Raw genomic sequence first — 19923 nt, 5'->3', positions numbered from 1 at the left:
ATCAATTTAATATTGTTCCTGTTCGTTCGGGAAGCTTTTTGATTTGATGTCGCCAACATAATTTTTGATGGCGCCGTTCATCTGGTCGTACAAATTGGCATACTGGCGTAAAAAGCGGGGTTTAAAACCTTTGTTAATACCCAGCATATCATGTATCACCAGCACCTGGCCATCGCAATGCTGTCCGGCACCTATGCCTATAATAGGTATCTGCACGCTTTCGGCAACTTCTTTGGCCAGTTTGGCAGGGATCTTTTCAACTACAATGGCAAAGCAGCCCAGTTCCTGTAAGGTGAGGGCATCTTCGCGTAATTTCTGTGCTTCGGCATCTTGTTTGGCGCGTACGGTGTAGGTGCCAAATTTATAAATAGATTGCGGTGTTAATCCCAGGTGGCCCATCACCGGGATGCCGGCGGTGAGTATACGGGTTACTGATTCGGCTATTTCAATGCCACCTTCCATTTTAACCCCGTGAGCACCCGATTCTTTCATGATACGGATGGCCGAGTTCAGGGCTTCTTTGGAGTTACCCTGGTACGAGCCAAAAGGCAGATCGACGATCACAAGCGCGCGTTTAGCCGCACGCACTACCGATGAGGCGTGATAGATCATCTGATCAAGCGTTATAGGCAGCGTGGTTTCATGACCGGCCATTACGTTCGAAGCCGAATCGCCCACCAGGATGATGTCCATCCCGGCATCGTCAACAATAGCTGCCATGGAGTAATCATAAGCAGTAAGCATGGCAATTTTCTCGCCACGGTTCTTCATTTCCTGCACAATATGTGTAGTGATCCTTTTAACTTCTTTATGTATTGACATCGATAAATATGTTTCTGGTATGCAAAGGTTACTATTAATTTCGGAATTTTAACAGTTGATGGTTTTTATTGGCGTTAAAGAGGGCTTCGCCGTTTCGGAATTTCGATTTTTCGTTATGTTTATTTTAACGATACTCAAGAGGGCTCCGCCGTTTCGGATTTGGAGAATTTGAAAGTTTTTGATTTTTTGTTCCCTCCCGGTCTCTTACTGAAGCTTCTGTGGTTTTAACCGCTTCCATCACCATATTCTTTATGATAACAACTATAGATTACCAGATTCCCAATTTGACCAGTGGTTATTGGGTTTGTTTTTTGGCTTCCACAAATTAGGGTTTCCGGTTACAAGAATCTTTGCAATCAATTGGTAAGTTTCTTGATTACTTGGAAAATTGGTTTTATCATAAATACTTTCGAAATGAAATTTATCTATCGTTAATATTTCAGGTAAATCGCTTGGCAAATACGCCTTAATGTCGTCTTTTGTAGCATTGGTAAGCAGTGGTTGAGTTTCACTAAGGTAGCGCATCAAACCTTCAAAACTCACCAGATTTCTGGGGTTATCAAAATTTCTGGGCTTAATTCCTAAATGGGCATATTTTTTTTCATTATGTTCAATAGCTACCTTATGGCCTCTTACAATAACGTATTTAGTACTTGGATCGATCAATTCAAACCGTTCCGTATCAGATCCGCTTTTGTTTTGTATCCGCTCATATTCTTCACCTGTAATTAATTGTATGCTGCTTGTATTAGTAATATAATTTCGTTCAGGGTATTTATCTATAGGATAATTAATACAGTTTCCGATATAATTCAACTCGATCTCGGCATCACCGCCACGATTTGCATATCCATTTTTTTCAAAAACAATTGCCCAGCGATGCGGGTCTGCATAGAGATGAATACGGTTACCTGCTGTATAAAAATAACCATGCTCAAGGTCAAAAAAAAAGTTGTATTTAATATCCTTTTTCTCTCCGGCAGGATAATATTCACTTGGAATACCCTGAAAAGCAAGATCTAACTGATTCAATATTTCCTTTTCTGTAAAGCTTGCCCTTACCTGAATATTATTGGTCATGTTAGAAAACAATAATGATAATATAAAGAAGCCGATTATGAAGGCCTGTTTCATGAAACTAAAGTAAACCTTTTTGCAATAGAACTTAAATGCAAAAGCCTTTTCGTTCCCTCAGTACCTCTCGCAGAGGTCCCTGAGATTTTAACCATTTTCACATATCCTCAGGGGCCCTTACAGGAGACCCTGAGGAAACGAAAATCCGAAATTCCCAATATAGGTAATCCAAAATAAAAAAATCCGAAATCGAACATCCGAAATCCCAAATAAAACTGTACTTTTGCGGCGTGAATCAGGAAGTTCCTTACTTCGATATTTCTATTAGTTTTCACGGGGCTTTGAACCAGGCGATCCGATTTATTAATCCTTTCAATTTTTTTGATAAATGACTTACCTCACCAAATTACCGGCTGTACTATTACTTGATGATGGAACCGTTTTTCACGGTAAAGCCGCAGGAAAGATAGGTACCACTACCGGCGAAATATGCTTTAACACCGGGATGACCGGTTACCAGGAAATTTTTACCGACCCATCATACTTTGGGCAGATTATGGTGGCTACCAACGCGCATATTGGTAACTATGGTATTACCCATGAGGAGGTTGAATCTGGAAATATCCAGATTGCCGGTTTGGTTTGTAAAAACTATAACATAGCCTACAGCCGCAAACAAGCCGATGAATCGATACAGGATTATTTCCAGGAACAAAACCTGGTAGGTATATCTGATGTGGATACCCGTCAGCTGGTACGTCATATCCGTGATAAAGGCGCTATGAATGCCATCATATCTTCGGAGATACTAGATATTAATGAACTTAAAGCTAAGCTTGCCCTGGTGCCATCGATGGACGGGTTGGAACTATCCTCAAAAGTATCTACTACCCAAACCTATACCTTTGGCGATGAGAGCGCGAAATACCGCGTAGCCGTGCTTGACCTGGGTGTTAAGAAAAACATCCTGCGCAATTTTGACGATCGTGATGTTTACGCCAAGGTTTTCCCTGCAAAAACCACCTTCGAAGAAATGGAGCAAGATTTTGCCCCAACCGGTTACTTTATATCAAACGGCCCCGGCGATCCATCGGCCATGCCTTATGCTATTGAGACGGTTAAAAAAGTTTTAGCTTCAGAAAAACCGATGTTCGGTATTTGTTTAGGTCACCAGTTGCTGGCTTTGGCTAACGATATCCCAACCAAAAAAATGTTTAATGGTCACCGTGGCCTAAATCACCCGGTAAAAAATATTATTATCAACCATTGCGAGGTAACTTCACAAAACCACGGTTTTGGTGTAGTGCCTGAGGCTGTACGTGCCTCTGACAAGGTTGAGATCACCCACGTGAACCTGAACGATCAATCGATAGAAGGTATTCGTGTAAAAGACAAAAAAGCGTTTTCGGTGCAATACCATCCGGAGTCATCTCCCGGCCCGCACGATTCAAGGTACCTGTTTGATGATTTTATCAAACTGATGTCATAGATGTGCAGATGTGCATATTTCAGATGTGCAGATGATAAAAAAAAGCCTTTCAAGTTTAGCTTGGAAGGCTTTTTTGTTTTGGGGTATAATCGAGGGAACGAATCCATAAAAAAACGCGTCATTGCGAGGTACGAAGCAATCTCTAAGCTATACAGAGCGAACCTGCTTATCGGGGATTGCTTCGTACCTTACAGCAATGACGCGCGGAGGAAATGTCCTATGAATAGGCGAACGTCCTTGCTCCAAAAATCCCATAGTCCAAAAGTCCTTGTTCCTTACTCCAAAAATTCGTATATTTATATTACTCCAACGGCCCGGCTTTCGTAATAGAAAGTCGGGCCGTTTAGGTAAAGGGGAAACGACCCAAAAATCGACCGTTTTGTATGTAGTTATTTGATAATCAGTAAATTAGTACTTTTTAAAGTTTTGAAAACACATCAAAATCGTGTTAAAATTTGTTAAAAAGTGTTAAAATCGATGTTTTTGAGTGATTTTTGATCTGTTTTTAGCCGTTTTTGAGCAGAAAAGTGTTAAAAATAAGAGGTTTAAAAAGTTTTTGCCAGGGCATAAACAGCAGATTTTAACAATATCCGTAAACATCTTATCCTAAAAAAATCATTATGGCCGAGAAATTCTTACTGCAGGGCAATGTTAAATGGAGCTATGATCATGAACTGGCCGGCATATCGCGGAGCAAAAAAATACTGGCAGGTTTAGTAACCTCAACGCCGGTGCTACTACGCCATAACGGTTATATCGCATTAAGCACTACCGAACTGATCATTGAGGGAATTGAGGAGGATGAAGACCTGCTTGTTCCGCTGAATAATGTTAAACAGGTATACCTGGGTTTCGATGAGCTGTTTCCCGTAACTGCCGAAAAAAGCCTGGGAATGCTTTGGCAGCCTTTAAGAATAGAGTACTATTTATCCGCCACCGAAACACAGTACCTGTATCTTATTATTGATTATAACGGTATTTATACCCACGACAAAGAATGGTTTAATACCCTGATAAGCCTCCTTCAGGATTGATAGATCTATAACTATCTGTAAATAAGCTTTTTTTATTTTTATTTGGATTTATTCTAAATAAGACATTACTTTGTTCCCATTGATAAGGAACACACCTGTAAAAAACAGTTTAAAATATAAAGTCCTGCTCTTAAGCAAATGCTGCGGTGCGATAGCTTTGCAGGCCGGGCAGGCACCAACTTAATTAACACTCCTATGTGCGATTCAAAAATCATAAGCCAGGTTGGAGCATCGGTAATTAGCCGGTGCTCAGAGTGCCGCTGTATATTTATCTGGAATAACAACCTGATCCTGAGCTTTTCACCGGAACAGTTTATACAGTTCAGGGATTTTACAGTCGATCTTGATTTTGCCGAACACACCCACTCCTTTCCCGACGGGCAGGAAAGGCTGGTGATGCGCACCCCGGTTAATGATGTACAACTAACTTTTACTACCGAAGAATGGGAAGATTTTCATGCTGCCATGGCCGAAGCCATTTATATGCAGGAGATCTACTCGCTGATGTATGATAATTAGCTAAAATTTATCTGATGAATTGTACTGCAGGCTTATAGAACATTCCCCGGGAGTTTAAAGCCCTGATGGTATTGGAAATAACAAATACAAAGTTTAAAATATACATACCATAAAGTCCAAAAACTACGGTCGACAATAATTCAACCCCTATATTACCGGTGCTGATTATTCCAGCAGCAATAGTGCCAATAGTAACAACGAGAACGGCAATGCACCAGGATATTTGAAAGTTTAAAAGCTTCTTGCCGGCCTCATCAATGTTTTTCATTTTGTTTTTATTAAACGACCATAGCATAAGCGGCACCAGCACGCCTAATAAAGGGAAAGCAATAAAAGCAAGCGCAGACAGGTTGAGTAAAGCGATATGGTTTTTATTCCCCGGTTCTGGCTTTTCAACTTCAGCAAGCTCTTCGGGTTTAACGTTTAAAACAGCTGCCAGCCTTATTAAGGTATCTCCCCTGGGTTCGGCCTCATCATTTTCGATACGCTGAACGGTTCGTAAACTAATGCCTGCTTGCTGGGCCAGCTCTTCCTGGCTTAGTCCTTTTGATGTTCTTAGTGTTTTGATCTTTTTGCCTAATTCAAAATTGTTCATGGTTTAAGTATTTAGATTTATGCAACAAAAGTAGCTTGCTCAAAAGATTTTCCACCCCGTAATATACCGACTTGTTTACGTCATTTTTATGACAATGCCGTTTCCGGACTTATTTAAAGGTTTTTATAACCTCTTGAGCCACTATTTGCCCGGATATAATAGCTGGCGGTACTCCGGGTCCAGGAACGGTTAACTGACCAGTATACAACATGTTTTTAACATGCTTAGCCCGCATGGCCGGTTTAAAAAAAGCGGTTTGCGCCAGTGTATTAGCTAAGCCGTAGGCATTGCCCTTGAAAGAATGGTAGTCGGCTTTAAAATCGTTCAGGGCATAGCTACGTTTCACTACGATGGAATCACGAATATCCTGTCCGGTAATGTGTTTGAACCGGTTGAGCATCAGGTTGAAATATTTTTCGCGGATACTTTCGTCATCATGTAAACCAGGGGCAATGGGCATTAAAAAAAATAGGTTTTCACCACCTTCTGGCGCTACGTTAGGATCTGTCTTGGAGGTACAGGAAACATAAAACAGGGGACTGGTAGGCCATTGCGGTGAGGTATATATCTCCCGGGCATGCAGTTCAAAGTCCTCGTCAAAAAATAAATTGTGGTGTTTTATACCGTCTATCTTTTTATTGGTACCGATATAAAACAATAAGCTCGATGGCGACATGGTACGGCTATCCCAATATTTTTCGGAATAGTTTCGGTGAGATTTCGGTAACAAATGCTGGTCAACATGCTCATAATCAGCTCCGGCTATCACAAAATCTGCCTGAAATGAGCCTTGGTTTGTATTTATATTATTGACCGCATTGTCCTTTATGTCGATGTTAACAACCTCTGTATTGAGCTTTATTTCGACACCTAACTCTTCGGCTAAATTCACCATGGCTTTTACAATCTGGTTCATGCCGCCTTGCGGGTACCAGGTACCCAGGGCCAGGTCGGCATAGTTCATCATGCTGTACATGGCGGGTGTATTTTGAGGCGTCGCACCCAAAAACAAAACTGGAAACTCCAGCAGTTTGATCAACCGGGGATTTTTAAAATATCGGCGCACATGCTTGCTCATACTGCTTAGCAGCTGCATGCTCAGGCTTTTTTTGATGAGATTAAAGTCAATAAATTCGGTAATGGAATGGGAGGGACGAAACACATACTCGCCCATGCCAACCTGATACTTATAAGCTGCTTGTTTTAAAAATTCCCTTAAGCCGATGCTGCTGCCGGGTTCTGTTTGCTCAAAAAGGGCTTCCAGTTGGTCCATACTAGCGGGTATATCCATTGCATCACCAGGGCCATAATAAATGCGATATCCGGGGTCTAGACGCTCTAACTGATAGTAATCAGCAGGTGTTTTGCCAAACAAGGCGAAAAACTTTTCGAATACATCGGGCATCCAATACCAGCTGGGGCCCATGTCAAATTTAAAGCCATCTTTTTCCCAAATCCGGGCCCGACCGCCGGGCTGGTCGTTCTTTTCCAATATGGTAACTTTAAAGCCCTCTTTAGCCAGCACACAGGCAGCTGATAGCCCCGCAAAACCTGCCCCGATGATGATAATATGCCTGCCCCTGTTCATATAGCTATGGAGGCCCAAGTTAAACAAATTGTTTTGTCACCATAAAAAAACAATAACGGTTGGAATTTGTACTTTTGGGGATCAGCCCAAGTGTAAATGATGAATCTGTACGACGAGACCAGTTTTGAATGCAGTAAATTGATAACCAATAAGTATAGCACATCATTCAGCTTAGGGATAAAGGCTTTCGATAAGAGTTTTCGTTACCCTATTTATGCTATTTATGGTTTTGTAAGGTATGCCGATGAAATAGTGGACACTTTTCATGAGTATGATAAACTAACGCTGCTCAGCGATTTTAGAAAGGAAACGTTTAAAGCCATCCAGGAAAAGATCAGTTTAAACCCGGTTATACACTCGTTTCAACAGGTTGTAAACAGGTATGGTATTGAAACCGGGCTTATTGATGCTTTTTTGCGCTCTATGGAAATGGATCTGGACAAAAAAGCCTATGATCCGGCTTGCTATGAAACTTACATCTATGGTTCGGCTGAGACGGTAGGGCTTATGTGTCTGCGTGTGTTTACAGATAATAATGAGGCGCAATATCAATCGCTTTTGTCCCAGGCCCGAAGCCTGGGCGCTGCTTTTCAAAAAGTAAATTTTTTGCGTGATATACAAGCTGATTATCAGGAGCGTGGTCGTACCTATTTCCCCGGTATTGATTTTAACAATTTTACCGAGCAGGATAAGCATCGTATTGAAGTTGAGATTAAAAACGACTTTGACAATGCTTTTGAGGGGATCAAACAATTGCCCGCAGGTACACGTTTAGGGGTTTATATAGCTTACACTTATTATCTGAAACTGTTTAAAAAAATAAGCTATACCCCTGCGAATGTTATTCTGCAAAAAAGAATACGTATTTCTGATACCCGTAAAATGGGTTTGTACGTTAAAGCTGTTTTACAACAAAAACTGAATGTGATTTAAGATAATGAGGAGAAGTATTTTTTTTATAGCCGGAATGTTTTCGTTTTTGTTCATGGTACAAAACGTAAAGGCCGATGAGCCTAACCTGAAAAATATACGCAGGCAATTAAGAGAGGCCATTAATGATAGTAAAACCACTGATTCTCTTTATAAAAGCCTGAGCAGTATAAAAAATCGTACGGGTATTATTGATGGCTTTATAGCCGGTGTACAGGCACTGAAGGCAAAACACGCCTGGAACCCATACTCCAAAATAAAATATCTGAAAAACTGCGAAAAAACTTTTGAAAAGGCCATTGAGGTTGATCCGCATAATATCGAGATCAGGTTTATGCGCTTTTCTGTGGAAGACAGCGTGCCCGGGTTTTTAGGCTATAATAAAAATATAGCTACCGATAGCAAGGAGATCATAACCCAGCTGGATAAAAAAAATTATGGTACAGCTGATAAGGAACTTACCGTAGAGATCATTAAGTTTTTGGTGAACTCCCGAAGGTGCACCCCTGTCCAAATTGATGAGTTAAATAAGCTTTTAGCCGCTTTAAAGTGAAATATACCTACTTATTGATCAATATATTGACCGTATTTTTTCCGGTGGTATTATCGTTTGATAAGAGAGTGCATTTTTACAAAAGCTGGAAATTTATCTGGCCGGGGATGACTATAACCGGGCTTTTCTTTTTGTTTTGGGATGTGCTTTTCACGGTAAAAGGAGTATGGTCATTTAATCCTCATTATATTGTAGGTATAACTTTTTATGGGCTACCACTTGAGGAGATATTGTTTTTTATAACCGTACCATTTGCCTGTATCTTTATTTATGCCTGTTTGAATTATTATATCAAATGGGAAATGACTAACAGGCTCACCGGTATTATCAATAGTCTGATCATTACGCTGAGTATATTAGGGCTCATTTTTTATCATGACCGTTTATATACTATCGTAACTTTTGGCTTGCTGCTGGTGTTGATGCCCTTGCTACAATATGTATTTAAAGCAAGATGGCTTAACCGGTTTTATTTGGCTTATCTGGTAGCGCTTATCCCTTTTTATGTAGTAAATGGTATACTGACATCTATACCGGTAGTCATCTATGACAACAGCGAGAATATGGGTAAACGGATAGGTACGATCCCGGTAGAAGATCATTTTTACTTAATCATCCTGCTGTTGATGAACATCGGCTTTTTTGAGTACTTTAAAACCAAAAATCAATTATCTTGAATCAGCTTCCGGAATATACCAGATCACAACTGGCCCTGCGCAACGGGCAGGATAAGCCCCAAATATGGGTGGCCTATAAAGGAGTGATCTATGATGTGAGCGAAAGCCGACTATGGAAAAACGGCAAACATTATGAGCACTGGGCAGGGCAGGATCTGACTGATGAATTGCCCGATGCTCCGCATACCGAAAGCGTATTTGAGAAATTTGAGAAAATAGGGCGGTTGAGTCAGCCGACTACGTAGAGGAAGGGTATTCTTGAAAGAAAAGCCCTCCTCTTAGAAATCAGAAGAGGGCTTTGAGACTTATATTTCAAATTTAGCTAAGCCAACAAATTCCTGTACACGGGCTGCAATTTCTTCCTGAGACAAGTTTCTTAATCTCTCTGAGCCGAATTTTTCAACGCAGAACGATGCCAGCGCCGATCCGTATATAATAGCATTTTTCATGTAATCAAAATTTACTGAGCCTACTTTAGCCAGGTAACCAATAAAGCCACCCGCGAAGGTATCACCGGCCCCGGTAGGGTCAAATACTTCGGCCAATGGCAGGGCGGGGGCGCTGAATATTTTATCCTCATGGAAAAGCAGGGCGCCGTGCTCTCCTTTTTTAATGATCACATATTTGGGTCCCATGGTTAATATTTTACGGGCTGCCTTTACCAAAGAGAACTCACCTGATAGTTGACGTGCTTCGGCATCATTAATAGTGATAACATCTACCAGTTTAATGGTAGCTAATAGTTCATCAAGGGCAATGTCCATCCAAAAGTTCATGGTATCCATCACAATCAATTTTGGACGTTTGGTTAACCGTTTGATAACCGTTTGTTGCACCTGCGGCGATAAATTACCCAGCATCAGGTATTCACAATCCTGGTATGAATCGGGGATAATAGGATCAAAAGCCTCTAAAACGTTTAGCTCAGTAACCAATGTATCACGGCTGTTCATGTCATTGTGGTATCTTCCGCTCCAGAAAAACGACTTTTCGCCTTGTTTTATCTGCAAGCCTTCGGTATTTACGTTGTGCTTCTGAAGGTCTTCGATCTTGGTCTGCGGGAAGTCGTCGCCTACTACAGCAACGATTTTTATACGGTCATAAAAGTAAGATGCGCCCAAACTGGCAAAGGTTGCCGACCCGCCAACAATTTTATCTGTCTTTCCGAAGGGTGTTTCAATAGCGTCAAATGCCACAGTACCAATAACTAACAAACTCATGTAAAATATTTTTAAATTTTTTTTGCGCAAATATTGTGAAATTAACGCAGAAATTATACTTTTGCACCACTCCAAACGGAAAATAGTCCTGAGTAGCTCAGCTGGTTAGAGCATCTGACTGTTAATCAGAGGGTCGCTGGTTCGAGCCCAGCCTCAGGAGCTTGAAAATCAATGATTTAACCCAACTCTGGCGAGTTGGGTTTTTTTATTTGCAGAAAATTTGCAGGAAAAAAAATCAAAACATATATAAAACTCATTTTGCATAACTTTGCTATAATTGAAGCTTTAGGCTGATCCTTAGCCGATTTTTAACGGATTTTCCTATTGTTTTTAATTTTTTCATTACATTTTTTAAGGCTCTGACTATAGTTAAAGGCTCAATTTCATAAGTTCAATATGCAGCACTTGAAAGAATTTTTAACCCGTATCCAAACATTCGACTTACGTGTAATCGAAGACGACATTCACATGGAATGGGGAACTAACGAAAAGAAGCAAGTCAGGGTTTACGACATCAGCTACCAGACGCAATACTATGATTCTTTTTCCTATCGCAGCGAACTAAGGGTATTGAAAGATATGTCCTTTATCGACCTGATGACATTAGACAAGGAGCGTATCCAACTCCAATTGGCCGAACTGGCTAAAGTCCGTAGCCGATTTAAAGAATTTTGGAGTTTTTATCATGATAATTATTCCGAGATGACACGGGTTTACAACCGTTCTTTTATTTTTTCCGTCCGGCTGGAATATTTATTTATTGTCAACGGTTTGCAACCAGCCAGTGCAGAGATCGAAGTTAGCGGTAAATTTGGTGAAGACCTGGGCGAATCGGTCAAGCTTCGGGAAAAATTCTTAATGGAACTGATCAATGCTACAGAAACAGCCATTAAGCCTAAAATGTCAGAAGCCGAATTCAAAGAATGGCTGGATAACGAGAGAAAGAAACGTGAAGCGGAAACGGTAAAGACTGAAACCAATAACGAAACGGATTTAACTCCTAAATCTGAAACACCCAACGTACATGAAACAGCGGCGATACAGGAAACAATTGCCGAATCTGCACTAAGTGAAGAACAGTTAGCTACTACTAAAATTGTGGGCTTCTATCCAACCTTTAAGGAGGGGGCAGCCGCGCAACTGTTTGACTTATTAAAAACTTATTTTGTTGCAGAAGATCATTCCATACTGGAAAAACTATTGTTACACGACGAAGCCCCTAATACGCCTTTATTATTCCGGGGTTCCGCCACCGCACTGGCCGATGCCTTTAAACAACTCAAAGAAGCTAATTTGATCGTAGGGTGCCGGATGATCGACCTCGAAAAATGGATAGCCCCGAAATTCCTGTACCTTTCCCCGCAGTCCCAACCGAGAGAGTTACCCGAGGGTTATCTCAATGGATTGATGTCAACTAAAGGTCGACCATGTAAGTCCCCCATCCTGACAATTGAACAAAAGGAAGACAAGTTTTTTATTTTGCCCGCTCCCGCAGCAAAAAATAACAAAAAAATGAGGGGGTAGGCGCAGGGTTGCCGCTTACCTACTTGTAACCCTGCAAAACAAGCCCATACCATTGCAGCATTAAACAAAATTAATGCGCAATGAAAGACACACTCACCTTTGACCAGTTACCCCAGGCGGTAACACAAATACAGGAAAAGCTCGACAATATCGAACAGCTTTTAACTCAGCGAAAAGAACAATCGCCGGAGCAGGAAGAACTTATGCCCATCACGCAGGCCGCAGCATTTTTAGACCTGGCAGTCCCGACCGTTTATAGCAAAGTATGTCGTAAAGAAATCCCAGTGAATAAGCGAGGGAAGCGCCTGTATTTCTATCGTTCAGAATTAACGGAATGGATCAAGTCAGGCCGTAAAAAAACAGCAGAAGAAATCAGGGAAGAGGCGGTACAGCATCTGGCAATCAGCAATAAAAAAGCTAAAGCATTTTAAAGCCGATTGAGCGCATTAAATCCGCCAGGGTGACCAATGGCAATGCTATTGAATCAACCCCCTTACAAGTGACCTTAAGTCGGTCAAAAAGCCAACGTCTTTTAGAACGCAGACCGATACACCCGCCCTGATGGGGCGGCGTACCGACGAGGCACCAACGGTGCCATTGTCAAAAGAACACCGGGCAAATCAGCGATACCGCGAAGCGGTATGCTGAAACCCGACACCCGCAGACGGGTGTATAACAGCATCGGCGGCAAGCCGCCGGATACAACGGGCGGCACCTTTGGTGCCACCGTTTAAAAAGCCCGATAATCGCTATAGCGCAAAGCGCTTTTGGCGGAGCAGCACCAAAGGTGCTGCTTTAACAGACTCTGTATATATGACTATAGCCATATATACAGATAGCGGAACAGGCCCTTGGCCTGTAAGCGGAGCCAGCTATGTTTCGGCCGTGCCGAAACTTGCTGGCCCCCGCTCATGCTATCGCATTCGGGGGGGGATTTTTTAAAGAATTGAAGCTTATGGAAAGTGTGGTTAAAAAGATAACAAGTACAAAAGACGTGGCCCCGGCGGACCGGGTTAATAAAGGCGGGCGGCCTAAAGTGCCGCATAAGCGGCGCAGCAGTGTGAGCGTAATGTGTACGCTCATCGAGAAAAAGATCATTGAGGCCAACGCGAAGCGCGTAGGCATGAACGCATCTGTTTTCCTGCGTAACCTGGGATTGAACACGCGGGTAGAAGTCAGGGTCAAGGCCCTCCCCAAACCAGTTTTGGAATTACGGGGTACACTCAATCACATCGCCGCCAACCTCAACCAGATCGCAAAGCGGCGCAACCGGGGCGATGACCTGAATGCGATGGAAAGGGCTTTGCTCGACCAGGATGTACGGGGCCTGCGGGCATTGGTAAAGAACATAAATGCCTATGTATCATGATCGGTAAAGTAGGTACAGGCAAAAGCTTCCGTGGTGTGCTGCATTACCTTTTTGAGGGCAGGCGGCAGGAAAGCAAAGAGCTGCAAATGCAGGAATTGGAAAAGAAGCAGGTCGAGGTGATTGCTTATAATCAGTGCTTCGGTACCCGCCTGGAACTAGTGCGGGAAATGATCGAAGTGGCCAAGCTAAACCCTGATCAATCCAAACCGGTGTTTCACTTTTCGCTAAGCTTCGCCCATAGCGATGCCGGGAAGTTAGGCTTGCAAGATAAGATCGACATGGTAGAAAAGCTGGCCGATAAATTTGATTTCAAAGACCACCAGTATGTAGTTGTAGCGCACAAAGATACCGATCATGAACATTTGCATATTGTCGCCAACCGCATTGGGTTTGACGGCAAGACCGCCAGTGACAGCAATAGCTATAAGCATGTGGCCGAGTTCGCCCGGAAGATGGAACTGGAATACAAATTAGAGCAAGTATTAAGCCCGAATAAGTTTTTGAAGCCGGAGCAAAGGGTTGTACAAAGCCAGCGTGTTGACAACCGTAAGGAAACCCTGAAGAAGCATCTGCAAACAGCGATTAAGCAAAGTAAAGATGTGCAGCAGGTCAAAAAGTACATGGAGCAGCGGAGCTACGAAGTAGAATTAGGCCGGGGCATCGCTTTTACGGATGCACAGCATGTACGCTTCAAAGGCAGCCAGATTGGCTACTCCCTGATGGATATTGAGAAGAAGCTAAAACAGGAACAGGTTTTACGGCAGCAACAGGAACAAAACAGGCAGGCGCTGTTACTGAGACAGCAGCAAGAGGATTTAAAGAAACAGCAACAACAGGAAAAGGAACAACAGCAACAACAAGTGCATCAGCACACTCCAAGCATAGGACGATGAGCGACACCTATTTACAGTGAACAGATTTATTAAATTTAATGACGGCATCATGAAACCAAACGAAGAAACCCCAATTGATGAGATCACCTTAACATCCGTATTGAACGAACACGCAACTGATTTAAAGGAGATCAAAAATTTTATAAAAGACCAACAGCAGCGGCTCGATCAAAAGGAGCAAATCATTATTGAAAAGGAAAAGGAGACAAAGAAGCTGATCGGCAGCTTTGAGCAGAAGTACCAAAAGATTGAGGTACCAGCACCAAGTACTTTGCCTCTTTCTAAAATTGCCAGTGATGGTATAACCGCAACGAGAACAGCCGTCACACAAGTATTGCATGAGTTATTTTCCAAGAACAGAATTTTGGTATTGCCGGAGGACGCCGGAAAGGGCTTTATAAAGACTATGGCTAAGCGCAGTATGTATTTAACTGCTTTAGCTATCGTCGTTGGTTTTGTCAGTTGGTTCGGCTTCCGCAATTGGTATAAGGACAGTCAAAACAGCCGCTATCGTACAGCCTGGTACTGGAACTATTTGATTGCAGATACTATAAAAAGGAAGAAATTACAAAACCAACTGGACAGCCTGAATATATCAGAGATTAATAGCTACCGGACTGACAGCATAGAACATTACCTGGAAATACTGACAACAGAATTGAGAATCAAGCAATTGGAAAGGGAGGCGGACAGTTTGAAAGCTTTGCGACGGAAACCCTGAAGGGCATAAGATTTGTTAAATGGTTTAATATATAAAACGAGCCTTTTCTGCAATGGCTCGGAGGCTATCTTTGCTGCAACAGATGATCCACCAACCTGACCAACCCCTGCCATAAAAACCACCAACCAACGGCCTTGCGAATGAAAAACTTACGCTAATCTTTATCCAAACGAACGTTCTTTATGGCATCGAAAAGGTGCAAAACGGAAAGCAGCCAAAAACTTAAAAACTTTGTGCCGTACCTCCCTCTGCTGTTTTAACTGACGGCAATGGAGATTTGGTTTGATAAAAAGTGGAGACGGTAGCTTTTCAGCCAAAATGATTAAATCGGGTATGGGTAACCCGAATTATGTATCTTTCCATTCCGGCTTAAATCCTGGCGATATTGTGGTAACGAATGGCGCTTATTTATTAAACAGCGAAACTATTTTTAAAATGGCAATAATAGCATGGACGGCATGAAAATGTAAATATAATATTTGGTACCATTATTTAAGCAACTGCTTAAATAATGGTATATTTGCTGCTTATTATGGAGATGAATACCTGTAAACGAATTTTTGCTGATTCTGGACAAATTAAGAATTGCAAAGAAACCATTAAAGGAAACCAACAAGGATTTTCCGCGCTGTCAGCGACTTTAGCTTTAGCGGGTAATGAGGTCAGGTTGAAGATATTTTTTCTTTTGCACCAGGAAAAAGAATTGTGTCCTTGTGACCTGAGTGATATTCTGGAAATGACTATTCCCGCAGTGTCTCAACACCTGCGTAAATTAAAAGACGGCGGATTGATACAGTTTCGTAAATCCGGTCAAACGATATTTTATTCGATTTGTGCGCCACATTTACCTTTGCTACAACCCTTGTTTAATTTAATCAATCAGCCTTTATCAACCAACGCATGAGCACCAACATTCAAAACAGCTGGATTGGCGGCCTCTTTGCCGCATTAGCAGCATCTCTTTGCTGCATTACACCCTTGCTCGCCATATTTGGGGGAATAAGCGGCGCTGCCACTTATTTTAACTGGATAGAACCTTTCCGGCCATATATTATTGGTTTGACCATACTGATTTTTGCTGTGGCCTGGTATCAGCAATTGGTTGTGGTTCCCCGTGGGCAAGAGGATTGTTGTGAGCCTGTAAAGCGATCATTCTGGAAGTCGAAAAAGTTTCTGCTCGTCCTAACCCTGTTTTCAGGAGTGGTAATTACCTTTCCCTATTACTCTTCCTTTTTTTACAAAACGACTCAACCAATAGCAACCATTTCTCCCCAGGGTAAATTCAAATTCGTTAAATTGAATATTAAAGGCATGGGCTGTGCGGATTGTACCAAACATATTGACGGGGCGTTGATGGGACTTAGCGGTGTATCGACATCCAATACTTCTTATGAAAAGGCGGTAACGATTGTCCGGTACGATCCAACAAAAACGAACACCGACAGCATCAATCTAAAAATAAAAGAAATAGGATATCAATCTACTTTGATCAAAAATAACTAATCTCATGGCAACAACGATCCTGCTTAATTCTATAATTACCTGTCCTCAATGCGGCTTTCAAAAAGAAGAAGAAATGCCAACCGATGCCTGCCAGTTTTTCTATGAGTGTGAAAACTGTAAAACCCGATTAAAACCGCTGACGGGTGATTGCTGTGTGTTTTGCAGCTACGGTTCAGCGAAATGCCCGCCTATTCAGCAGGGGACATCCTGCTGCGGTTAATTTAGATTATGGCCGCATATTTTAAAATAAATTACGTTATTTGAAAAGATGAAATTTTTGTCACTGTTTTTGGCGCTTTGCATTTTGTTCCTGTCTTCGTTTTCGGGGATGACGAACACGGCTGCGCCTGCTAAAGAAAGCTGCTGTGCAAAAATGGCCGGGAAACCAGCCTGCCACCATCCCAAAAAAACGCAAGACGATTGCGGCAAACAAAGCTGCGCCATGATGTTCTCCTGTAATATTTGCGGCTTTATCGTACCGCGATCGGCCGCATTAAAACCTGTTCTTGCTTTCGAGTTACCGAAACCAGTTGCTCCACATACTGATGGCGATATTGCCGCTTATCACGCTGACAACTGGAAGCCGCCGCAAGCCTGTTAAATAATTCCGCAGACCTGAACCTTCACGTTCAAATAAATTATTTAACAATATAAAAGATATTCAAAATGAAAAAAGTAATGTTAAGCATGCTGGTAATCGCTTTCGCAGCAACATCTGTAATGGCTAATGGGAATGTTCCTGTTAAAAAAGCAAAAGCTAAACAGGCGACCTGCACCAGCTGCCCCAAAGGACAGAAATGTGCCAAGACAACCTGCACCAAAGCAGATTGCTGTAAATAAGCATTAAGCATGCATAAAGAAGCCCCGGACGGATCGTTCGGGGCTTTGTTTTTAATAAGCCTTTCTTAACCGGTCGGCCAGTTCATCCGGCAATGGGCTTTGGGAAATAGCCGATGCTGCTTTTTCTATGTCATAAGCAAAACGGATAAAATCGACCTGAACCGTATCTGTGATGGTCAGCAGTGCATAGCAGCCCATGGCGTTGCCATCCTTTGGCTTGCCGACAGAGCCGATATTTACCACATGCTTGTTACCTATAATGCGGTGATACGGTAAATGGGAATGGCCCACACATAAAATATCCGCTTTGGCTTCGTTCATCATATCCAGTACATAAGCTTCGTCAGTGTCTTCCAAAACATATTCATTGATACCGCGGGTACTGCCATGCGCCAGTACGATATTCAAATGATCATTATTCAATTGAAATTCCAGCTTAATATGCGAGGGTAGCGTAGTCAGATATTGCCTGTTTTCGGCAGATACCAGTTCATAAGCATAGCCTTTTGTCTTCAGGTCATGGTTGCCCGCTAACATAGCAATGCCCCGCCTGCGGATTTCCGCAATGACTTCGTTCGGCCAGATGTTATACCCGATCAGGTCGCCCAGGCAATAAACCGCATCAGGTTTGCGGCTGTCCAGGTCAGTTAAAAAAGCTTCAAATGCCGGAAGATTGGCGTGTATATCAGAAAATAGTGCTATCCTCATTTATCCGTTCCTTAACATATCCGCATATTCATTCGGCAATGGACTGCCTTCAACCGCTTTGGCCGCTTTTTCGATGTCATAGTCAAAGCGGATAAATTCCACCTTTACGCTGTCTTTATCTTTTACAGAACTGTTTTCATTAATATGCAATAACACATAGCCGCCTCGCGGGTCTTTATCTTTTGGTTTACCAACCGAGCCGATATTGATGGCATGGCGGTAATGGGTATCTTCCGTGATCTCCGTAGGCAGGATGCGGTGATAAGGTTGATGCGTATGGCCGAAACACATGACATCCGCGTCGGCCCCTTCCATAATACGCAGCATACTTTTTTCGTCCCTGTCTTCAAACAGGTATTCATTTACTTTACGGGGGCTGCCGTGAACAAAAAGCACATTCAGTTTATCATTATTCAATTGAAACTCCAAACGAATATGCGCAGGCAGGGTACGTAAATAATCCCTTTGCTCCTCTTTAACCACTTCATTGGTATATGCAATGGAAATTTTGCCTAATGCTTTTTCTTCATCTGTTTTGTAGGCGCAACCGCAGTCATCACTATGGCGACCTATACCAAAATCATAGTTTCCGGTGATACAAGGGATACCCCGTTTGCGAATTTCGTCAATGACTTCATTGGGCCAGATATTATAACCTACAAGGTCACCCAGGCAATAAATGGCATCAGGCTTTTGAGTTTCTACATCGGCGAAGAAAGCCTCCAGTGCCGGTAAGTTAGCGTGTATATCAGAAAAAAGCGCAATCTTCATTATTGTATAGTAGTTAATGTTTTAGTTTTAGAAGTATAATATTTCTTTCTGAAATAGAAAGCGAGGTTTACTAAAGCGATCAGTGCAGGTACTTCTACTAAGGGGCCAATCACACCTGCAAAAGCTTCACCGGAATTGATACCGAATACACCGATTGCAACAGCAATAGCTAATTCAAAATTATTGCCTGTAGCTGTAAAAGCGATAGATGTGCTTTTGGAATAATCCGCTCCAAAAGATTTGCCGATAAAAAAGCTCAGCACGAACATGATGGTAAAGTAGATCACCAATGGTATAGCGATACGCAGTACATCGAATGGAATCTGAACGATCAGATTTCCCTTTAAGCTGAACATCACTACAATGGTGAACAGTAAAGCAATTAACGTGATGGGCGATATGAACGGTACGTATTTCGTTTGGAACCATTCTTCCCCTTTGATTTTTATCAGCGCATAACGGCTGATTACACCAGCAGCAAACGGAATACCTAAGTAAATACCTACGCTCTTGGCGATCTCCCCAATGGTAATATTAACTGCTAAACCTTTCAATCCGAATAATGGAGGTAACACGGTAATAAATACATAAGCATAAACGCTGTACAGCAATACCTGGAAGATACTGTTTAAGGCGATTAACCCGGCTGCATATTCCCGGTTACCTTCGGCCAGTTCATTCCATACCACTACCATCGCGATGCAGCGGGCCAGACCGATGAGGATCAAACCCACCATGTAGGCCGGATGATCACGCAGCAATGTTATCGCTAACACGAACATTAATATGGGGCCAACTATCCAGTTTAAGATCAGGGATGCACTCAGTACTTTAGTGTCCTTGAATACCTCACCCATATTCTCATATTTCACTTTGGCTAAAGGCGGGTACATCATTAAGATCAAACCAATGGCCAATGGAATATTGGTTGTGCCACTGGAAAAAGAATTGATGAACCCCGATGACGAGGGAATAAAGTAACCTATACCTACACCTATAGCCATTGCTAAAAATATCCATAAGGTTAAGTACCGGTCAAGAAAACTTAGTTTTTTTCGTTCGGCCACCGGGGCGCAGTTGTTTGCTGACATAA

25 protein-coding genes and 1 tRNA gene are annotated in these 19923 nt (G+C 42.3%); 17 read left to right on the top strand and 9 right to left on the bottom strand.

What is annotated here, in order from left to right; all coding sequences use genetic code 11:
- Positions 1-6: 6 nt before the first annotated feature.
- Positions 7-822, bottom strand: coding sequence for a 3-methyl-2-oxobutanoate hydroxymethyltransferase (panB, locus tag AC57BQ_RS19195; protein ID WP_090472513.1), 816 nt, complete (start codon positions 820-822; stop codon positions 7-9).
- Positions 823-1083: 261 nt separating this feature from the next.
- Entirely contained in the window at positions 1084-1956 is an 873-nt protein-coding gene (locus tag AC57BQ_RS19190) for a DUF7003 family protein (protein WP_496407802.1), read from the bottom strand.
- Positions 1957-2284: 328 nt separating this feature from the next.
- Between AC57BQ_RS19190 and carA the strand changes: the two genes are divergently transcribed.
- The 3 genes from carA to AC57BQ_RS19175 all read left to right on the top strand — a co-directional run bounded on the left by carA (position 2285) and on the right by AC57BQ_RS19175 (position 4938).
- Positions 2285-3385, top strand: a complete 1101-nt coding sequence (carA, locus tag AC57BQ_RS19185) for a glutamine-hydrolyzing carbamoyl-phosphate synthase small subunit (RefSeq protein ID WP_496407801.1) — start codon at positions 2285-2287, stop codon at positions 3383-3385.
- 620 nt (positions 3386-4005) lie between these two features.
- Complete coding sequence (locus AC57BQ_RS19180) at positions 4006-4419, top strand: hypothetical protein (protein WP_496407800.1); 414 nt, start codon at positions 4006-4008, stop codon at positions 4417-4419.
- A gap of 195 nt (positions 4420-4614) precedes the next feature.
- The gene (locus AC57BQ_RS19175; protein WP_496407799.1) at positions 4615-4938 is read left to right on the top strand and encodes a DUF6686 family protein; all 324 of its coding nucleotides are present in this window, start codon (positions 4615-4617) and stop codon (positions 4936-4938) included.
- A 7-nt stretch (positions 4939-4945) separates the two neighbouring features.
- Here the strand turns inward: AC57BQ_RS19175 and AC57BQ_RS19170 are convergent, their stop codons facing one another.
- Both AC57BQ_RS19170 and crtID read right to left on the bottom strand, forming a co-directional pair.
- On the bottom strand, positions 4946-5533 hold the full coding sequence (locus tag AC57BQ_RS19170; protein ID WP_496407798.1) for a magnetosome magnetite crystal formation protein family: 588 nt from the start codon (positions 5531-5533) through the stop codon (positions 4946-4948).
- A 109-nt stretch (positions 5534-5642) separates the two neighbouring features.
- Complete coding sequence (gene crtID / locus AC57BQ_RS19165; protein WP_496407797.1) at positions 5643-7121, bottom strand: bifunctional phytoene desaturase/3,4-desaturase; 1479 nt, start codon at positions 7119-7121, stop codon at positions 5643-5645.
- A gap of 96 nt (positions 7122-7217) precedes the next feature.
- Here crtID and AC57BQ_RS19160 point away from each other — a divergent pair, with 96 nt between their 5' ends.
- Genes AC57BQ_RS19160 through AC57BQ_RS19145 form a run of 4 tightly spaced genes read left to right on the top strand, consistent with a single transcriptional unit; the run spans position 7218 to position 9526 of the window.
- Complete coding sequence (locus tag AC57BQ_RS19160) at positions 7218-8054, top strand: phytoene/squalene synthase family protein (RefSeq protein WP_496407796.1); 837 nt, start codon at positions 7218-7220, stop codon at positions 8052-8054.
- Between the two features lie 4 nt (positions 8055-8058).
- The gene (locus AC57BQ_RS19155; RefSeq protein WP_496407795.1) at positions 8059-8604 is read left to right on the top strand and encodes a hypothetical protein; all 546 of its coding nucleotides are present in this window, start codon (positions 8059-8061) and stop codon (positions 8602-8604) included.
- Positions 8601-9281, top strand: coding sequence for a lycopene cyclase domain-containing protein (locus tag AC57BQ_RS19150; RefSeq protein ID WP_496407794.1), 681 nt, complete (start codon positions 8601-8603; stop codon positions 9279-9281). The genes AC57BQ_RS19155 and AC57BQ_RS19150 overlap by 4 nt, the downstream gene beginning before the upstream one ends.
- Entirely contained in the window at positions 9278-9526 is a 249-nt protein-coding gene (locus AC57BQ_RS19145) for a cytochrome b5 domain-containing protein (RefSeq protein ID WP_496407793.1), read from the top strand. Before AC57BQ_RS19150 ends, AC57BQ_RS19145 begins: the two co-directional genes overlap by 4 nt.
- Before the next feature lie 60 nt (positions 9527-9586).
- Here AC57BQ_RS19145 and AC57BQ_RS19140 read toward each other — a convergent pair whose 3' ends face one another.
- Positions 9587-10501, bottom strand: coding sequence for a PfkB family carbohydrate kinase (locus AC57BQ_RS19140; RefSeq protein ID WP_496407792.1), 915 nt, complete (start codon positions 10499-10501; stop codon positions 9587-9589).
- Positions 10502-10587: 86 nt separating this feature from the next.
- Between AC57BQ_RS19140 and AC57BQ_RS19135 the strand changes: the two genes are divergently transcribed.
- The 10 genes from AC57BQ_RS19135 to AC57BQ_RS19090 all read left to right on the top strand — a co-directional run bounded on the left by AC57BQ_RS19135 (position 10588) and on the right by AC57BQ_RS19090 (position 17112).
- A tRNA-Asn gene (locus AC57BQ_RS19135) sits at positions 10588-10661 on the top strand.
- 236 nt (positions 10662-10897) lie between these two features.
- Complete coding sequence (locus AC57BQ_RS19130) at positions 10898-12025, top strand: hypothetical protein (RefSeq protein WP_496407791.1); 1128 nt, start codon at positions 10898-10900, stop codon at positions 12023-12025.
- Positions 12026-12105: 80 nt separating this feature from the next.
- The gene (locus AC57BQ_RS19125) at positions 12106-12456 is read left to right on the top strand and encodes a helix-turn-helix domain-containing protein (protein WP_496407790.1); all 351 of its coding nucleotides are present in this window, start codon (positions 12106-12108) and stop codon (positions 12454-12456) included.
- Between the two features lie 524 nt (positions 12457-12980).
- Positions 12981-13394 carry a plasmid mobilization protein gene (locus AC57BQ_RS19120; RefSeq protein WP_496407789.1) on the top strand — a complete coding sequence of 138 codons (414 nt, stop codon included), beginning with the start codon at positions 12981-12983 and terminating at the stop codon, positions 13392-13394.
- Positions 13391-14287, top strand: coding sequence for a relaxase/mobilization nuclease domain-containing protein (locus AC57BQ_RS19115; protein ID WP_496407788.1), 897 nt, complete (start codon positions 13391-13393; stop codon positions 14285-14287). Before AC57BQ_RS19120 ends, AC57BQ_RS19115 begins: the two co-directional genes overlap by 4 nt.
- 49 nt (positions 14288-14336) lie before the next feature.
- Positions 14337-15008, top strand: coding sequence for a hypothetical protein (locus tag AC57BQ_RS19110; RefSeq protein ID WP_496407787.1), 672 nt, complete (start codon positions 14337-14339; stop codon positions 15006-15008).
- Positions 15009-15540: 532 nt separating this feature from the next.
- The gene (locus AC57BQ_RS19105; protein ID WP_496407786.1) at positions 15541-15912 is read left to right on the top strand and encodes an ArsR/SmtB family transcription factor; all 372 of its coding nucleotides are present in this window, start codon (positions 15541-15543) and stop codon (positions 15910-15912) included.
- A complete protein-coding gene (merTP, locus tag AC57BQ_RS19100; RefSeq protein WP_496407785.1) occupies positions 15909-16511 on the top strand; it encodes a mercuric transport protein MerTP in 603 nt (200 codons plus the stop codon). Before AC57BQ_RS19105 ends, merTP begins: the two co-directional genes overlap by 4 nt.
- Positions 16512-16515: 4 nt before the next feature.
- Positions 16516-16731, top strand: a complete 216-nt coding sequence (locus AC57BQ_RS19095; RefSeq protein ID WP_496407784.1) for a GDCCVxC domain-containing (seleno)protein — start codon at positions 16516-16518, stop codon at positions 16729-16731.
- A gap of 48 nt (positions 16732-16779) precedes the next feature.
- Positions 16780-17112, top strand: a complete 333-nt coding sequence (locus AC57BQ_RS19090; protein ID WP_496407783.1) for a hypothetical protein — start codon at positions 16780-16782, stop codon at positions 17110-17112.
- A 37-nt stretch (positions 17113-17149) separates the two neighbouring features.
- Here the strand turns inward: AC57BQ_RS19090 and AC57BQ_RS19085 are convergent, their stop codons facing one another.
- Genes AC57BQ_RS19085 through arsB form a run of 4 tightly spaced genes read right to left on the bottom strand, consistent with a single transcriptional unit; the run spans position 17150 to position 19921 of the window.
- Positions 17150-17362: a hypothetical protein gene (locus AC57BQ_RS19085; protein WP_496407782.1), complete on the bottom strand. Its 213-nt coding sequence runs from the start codon at positions 17360-17362 to the stop codon at positions 17150-17152.
- Between the two features lie 40 nt (positions 17363-17402).
- Positions 17403-18059 (bottom strand): metallophosphoesterase family protein, encoded by a 657-nt coding sequence (locus AC57BQ_RS19080; protein WP_496407781.1) that lies wholly within the window; start codon positions 18057-18059, stop codon positions 17403-17405.
- The gene (locus AC57BQ_RS19075; protein ID WP_496407780.1) at positions 18060-18830 is read right to left on the bottom strand and encodes a metallophosphoesterase family protein; all 771 of its coding nucleotides are present in this window, start codon (positions 18828-18830) and stop codon (positions 18060-18062) included.
- Entirely contained in the window at positions 18830-19921 is a 1092-nt protein-coding gene (gene arsB / locus AC57BQ_RS19070) for an ACR3 family arsenite efflux transporter (protein ID WP_496407779.1), read from the bottom strand. The genes AC57BQ_RS19075 and arsB overlap by 1 nt, the downstream gene beginning before the upstream one ends.
- Positions 19922-19923 lie beyond the last annotated feature (2 nt).

Source organism: Mucilaginibacter sp. BGA-UO-ETr-C110 (genome assembly GCF_059567985.1).
The sequence above is the reverse complement of the archived record's forward strand: the minus strand, read 5'-3'. Positions and strand labels throughout refer to the sequence as shown.

Excerpts from the sequence above, each read along its gene's own strand:
- panB (WP_090472513.1), bottom strand. The coding sequence starts at position 822 with ATGTCAATACATAAAGAAGTTAAAAGGATCACTACACATATTGTGCAG.
- AC57BQ_RS19190 (WP_496407802.1), bottom strand. The coding sequence starts at position 1,956 with ATGAAACAGGCCTTCATAATCGGCTTCTTTATATTATCATTATTGTTT.
- carA (WP_496407801.1), top strand. The coding sequence starts at position 2,285 with ATGACTTACCTCACCAAATTACCGGCTGTACTATTACTTGATGATGGA.
- AC57BQ_RS19180 (WP_496407800.1), top strand. The coding sequence starts at position 4,006 with ATGGCCGAGAAATTCTTACTGCAGGGCAATGTTAAATGGAGCTATGAT.
- AC57BQ_RS19175 (WP_496407799.1), top strand. The coding sequence starts at position 4,615 with ATGTGCGATTCAAAAATCATAAGCCAGGTTGGAGCATCGGTAATTAGC.
- AC57BQ_RS19170 (WP_496407798.1), bottom strand. The coding sequence starts at position 5,533 with ATGAACAATTTTGAATTAGGCAAAAAGATCAAAACACTAAGAACATCA.
- crtID (WP_496407797.1), bottom strand. The coding sequence starts at position 7,121 with ATGAACAGGGGCAGGCATATTATCATCATCGGGGCAGGTTTTGCGGGG.
- AC57BQ_RS19160 (WP_496407796.1), top strand. The coding sequence starts at position 7,218 with ATGATGAATCTGTACGACGAGACCAGTTTTGAATGCAGTAAATTGATA.
- AC57BQ_RS19155 (WP_496407795.1), top strand. The coding sequence starts at position 8,059 with ATGAGGAGAAGTATTTTTTTTATAGCCGGAATGTTTTCGTTTTTGTTC.
- AC57BQ_RS19140 (WP_496407792.1), bottom strand. The coding sequence starts at position 10,501 with ATGAGTTTGTTAGTTATTGGTACTGTGGCATTTGACGCTATTGAAACA.
- AC57BQ_RS19130 (WP_496407791.1), top strand. The coding sequence starts at position 10,898 with ATGCAGCACTTGAAAGAATTTTTAACCCGTATCCAAACATTCGACTTA.
- AC57BQ_RS19125 (WP_496407790.1), top strand. The coding sequence starts at position 12,106 with ATGAAAGACACACTCACCTTTGACCAGTTACCCCAGGCGGTAACACAA.
- AC57BQ_RS19120 (WP_496407789.1), top strand. The coding sequence starts at position 12,981 with ATGGAAAGTGTGGTTAAAAAGATAACAAGTACAAAAGACGTGGCCCCG.
- AC57BQ_RS19115 (WP_496407788.1), top strand. The coding sequence starts at position 13,391 with ATGATCGGTAAAGTAGGTACAGGCAAAAGCTTCCGTGGTGTGCTGCAT.
- AC57BQ_RS19110 (WP_496407787.1), top strand. The coding sequence starts at position 14,337 with ATGAAACCAAACGAAGAAACCCCAATTGATGAGATCACCTTAACATCC.
- AC57BQ_RS19105 (WP_496407786.1), top strand. The coding sequence starts at position 15,541 with ATGGAGATGAATACCTGTAAACGAATTTTTGCTGATTCTGGACAAATT.
- merTP (WP_496407785.1), top strand. The coding sequence starts at position 15,909 with ATGAGCACCAACATTCAAAACAGCTGGATTGGCGGCCTCTTTGCCGCA.
- AC57BQ_RS19095 (WP_496407784.1), top strand. The coding sequence starts at position 16,516 with ATGGCAACAACGATCCTGCTTAATTCTATAATTACCTGTCCTCAATGC.
- AC57BQ_RS19090 (WP_496407783.1), top strand. The coding sequence starts at position 16,780 with ATGAAATTTTTGTCACTGTTTTTGGCGCTTTGCATTTTGTTCCTGTCT.
- AC57BQ_RS19085 (WP_496407782.1), bottom strand. The coding sequence starts at position 17,362 with ATGCTTAATGCTTATTTACAGCAATCTGCTTTGGTGCAGGTTGTCTTG.
- AC57BQ_RS19080 (WP_496407781.1), bottom strand. The coding sequence starts at position 18,059 with ATGAGGATAGCACTATTTTCTGATATACACGCCAATCTTCCGGCATTT.
- AC57BQ_RS19075 (WP_496407780.1), bottom strand. The coding sequence starts at position 18,830 with ATGAAGATTGCGCTTTTTTCTGATATACACGCTAACTTACCGGCACTG.
- arsB (WP_496407779.1), bottom strand. The coding sequence starts at position 19,921 with ATGTCAGCAAACAACTGCGCCCCGGTGGCCGAACGAAAAAAACTAAGT.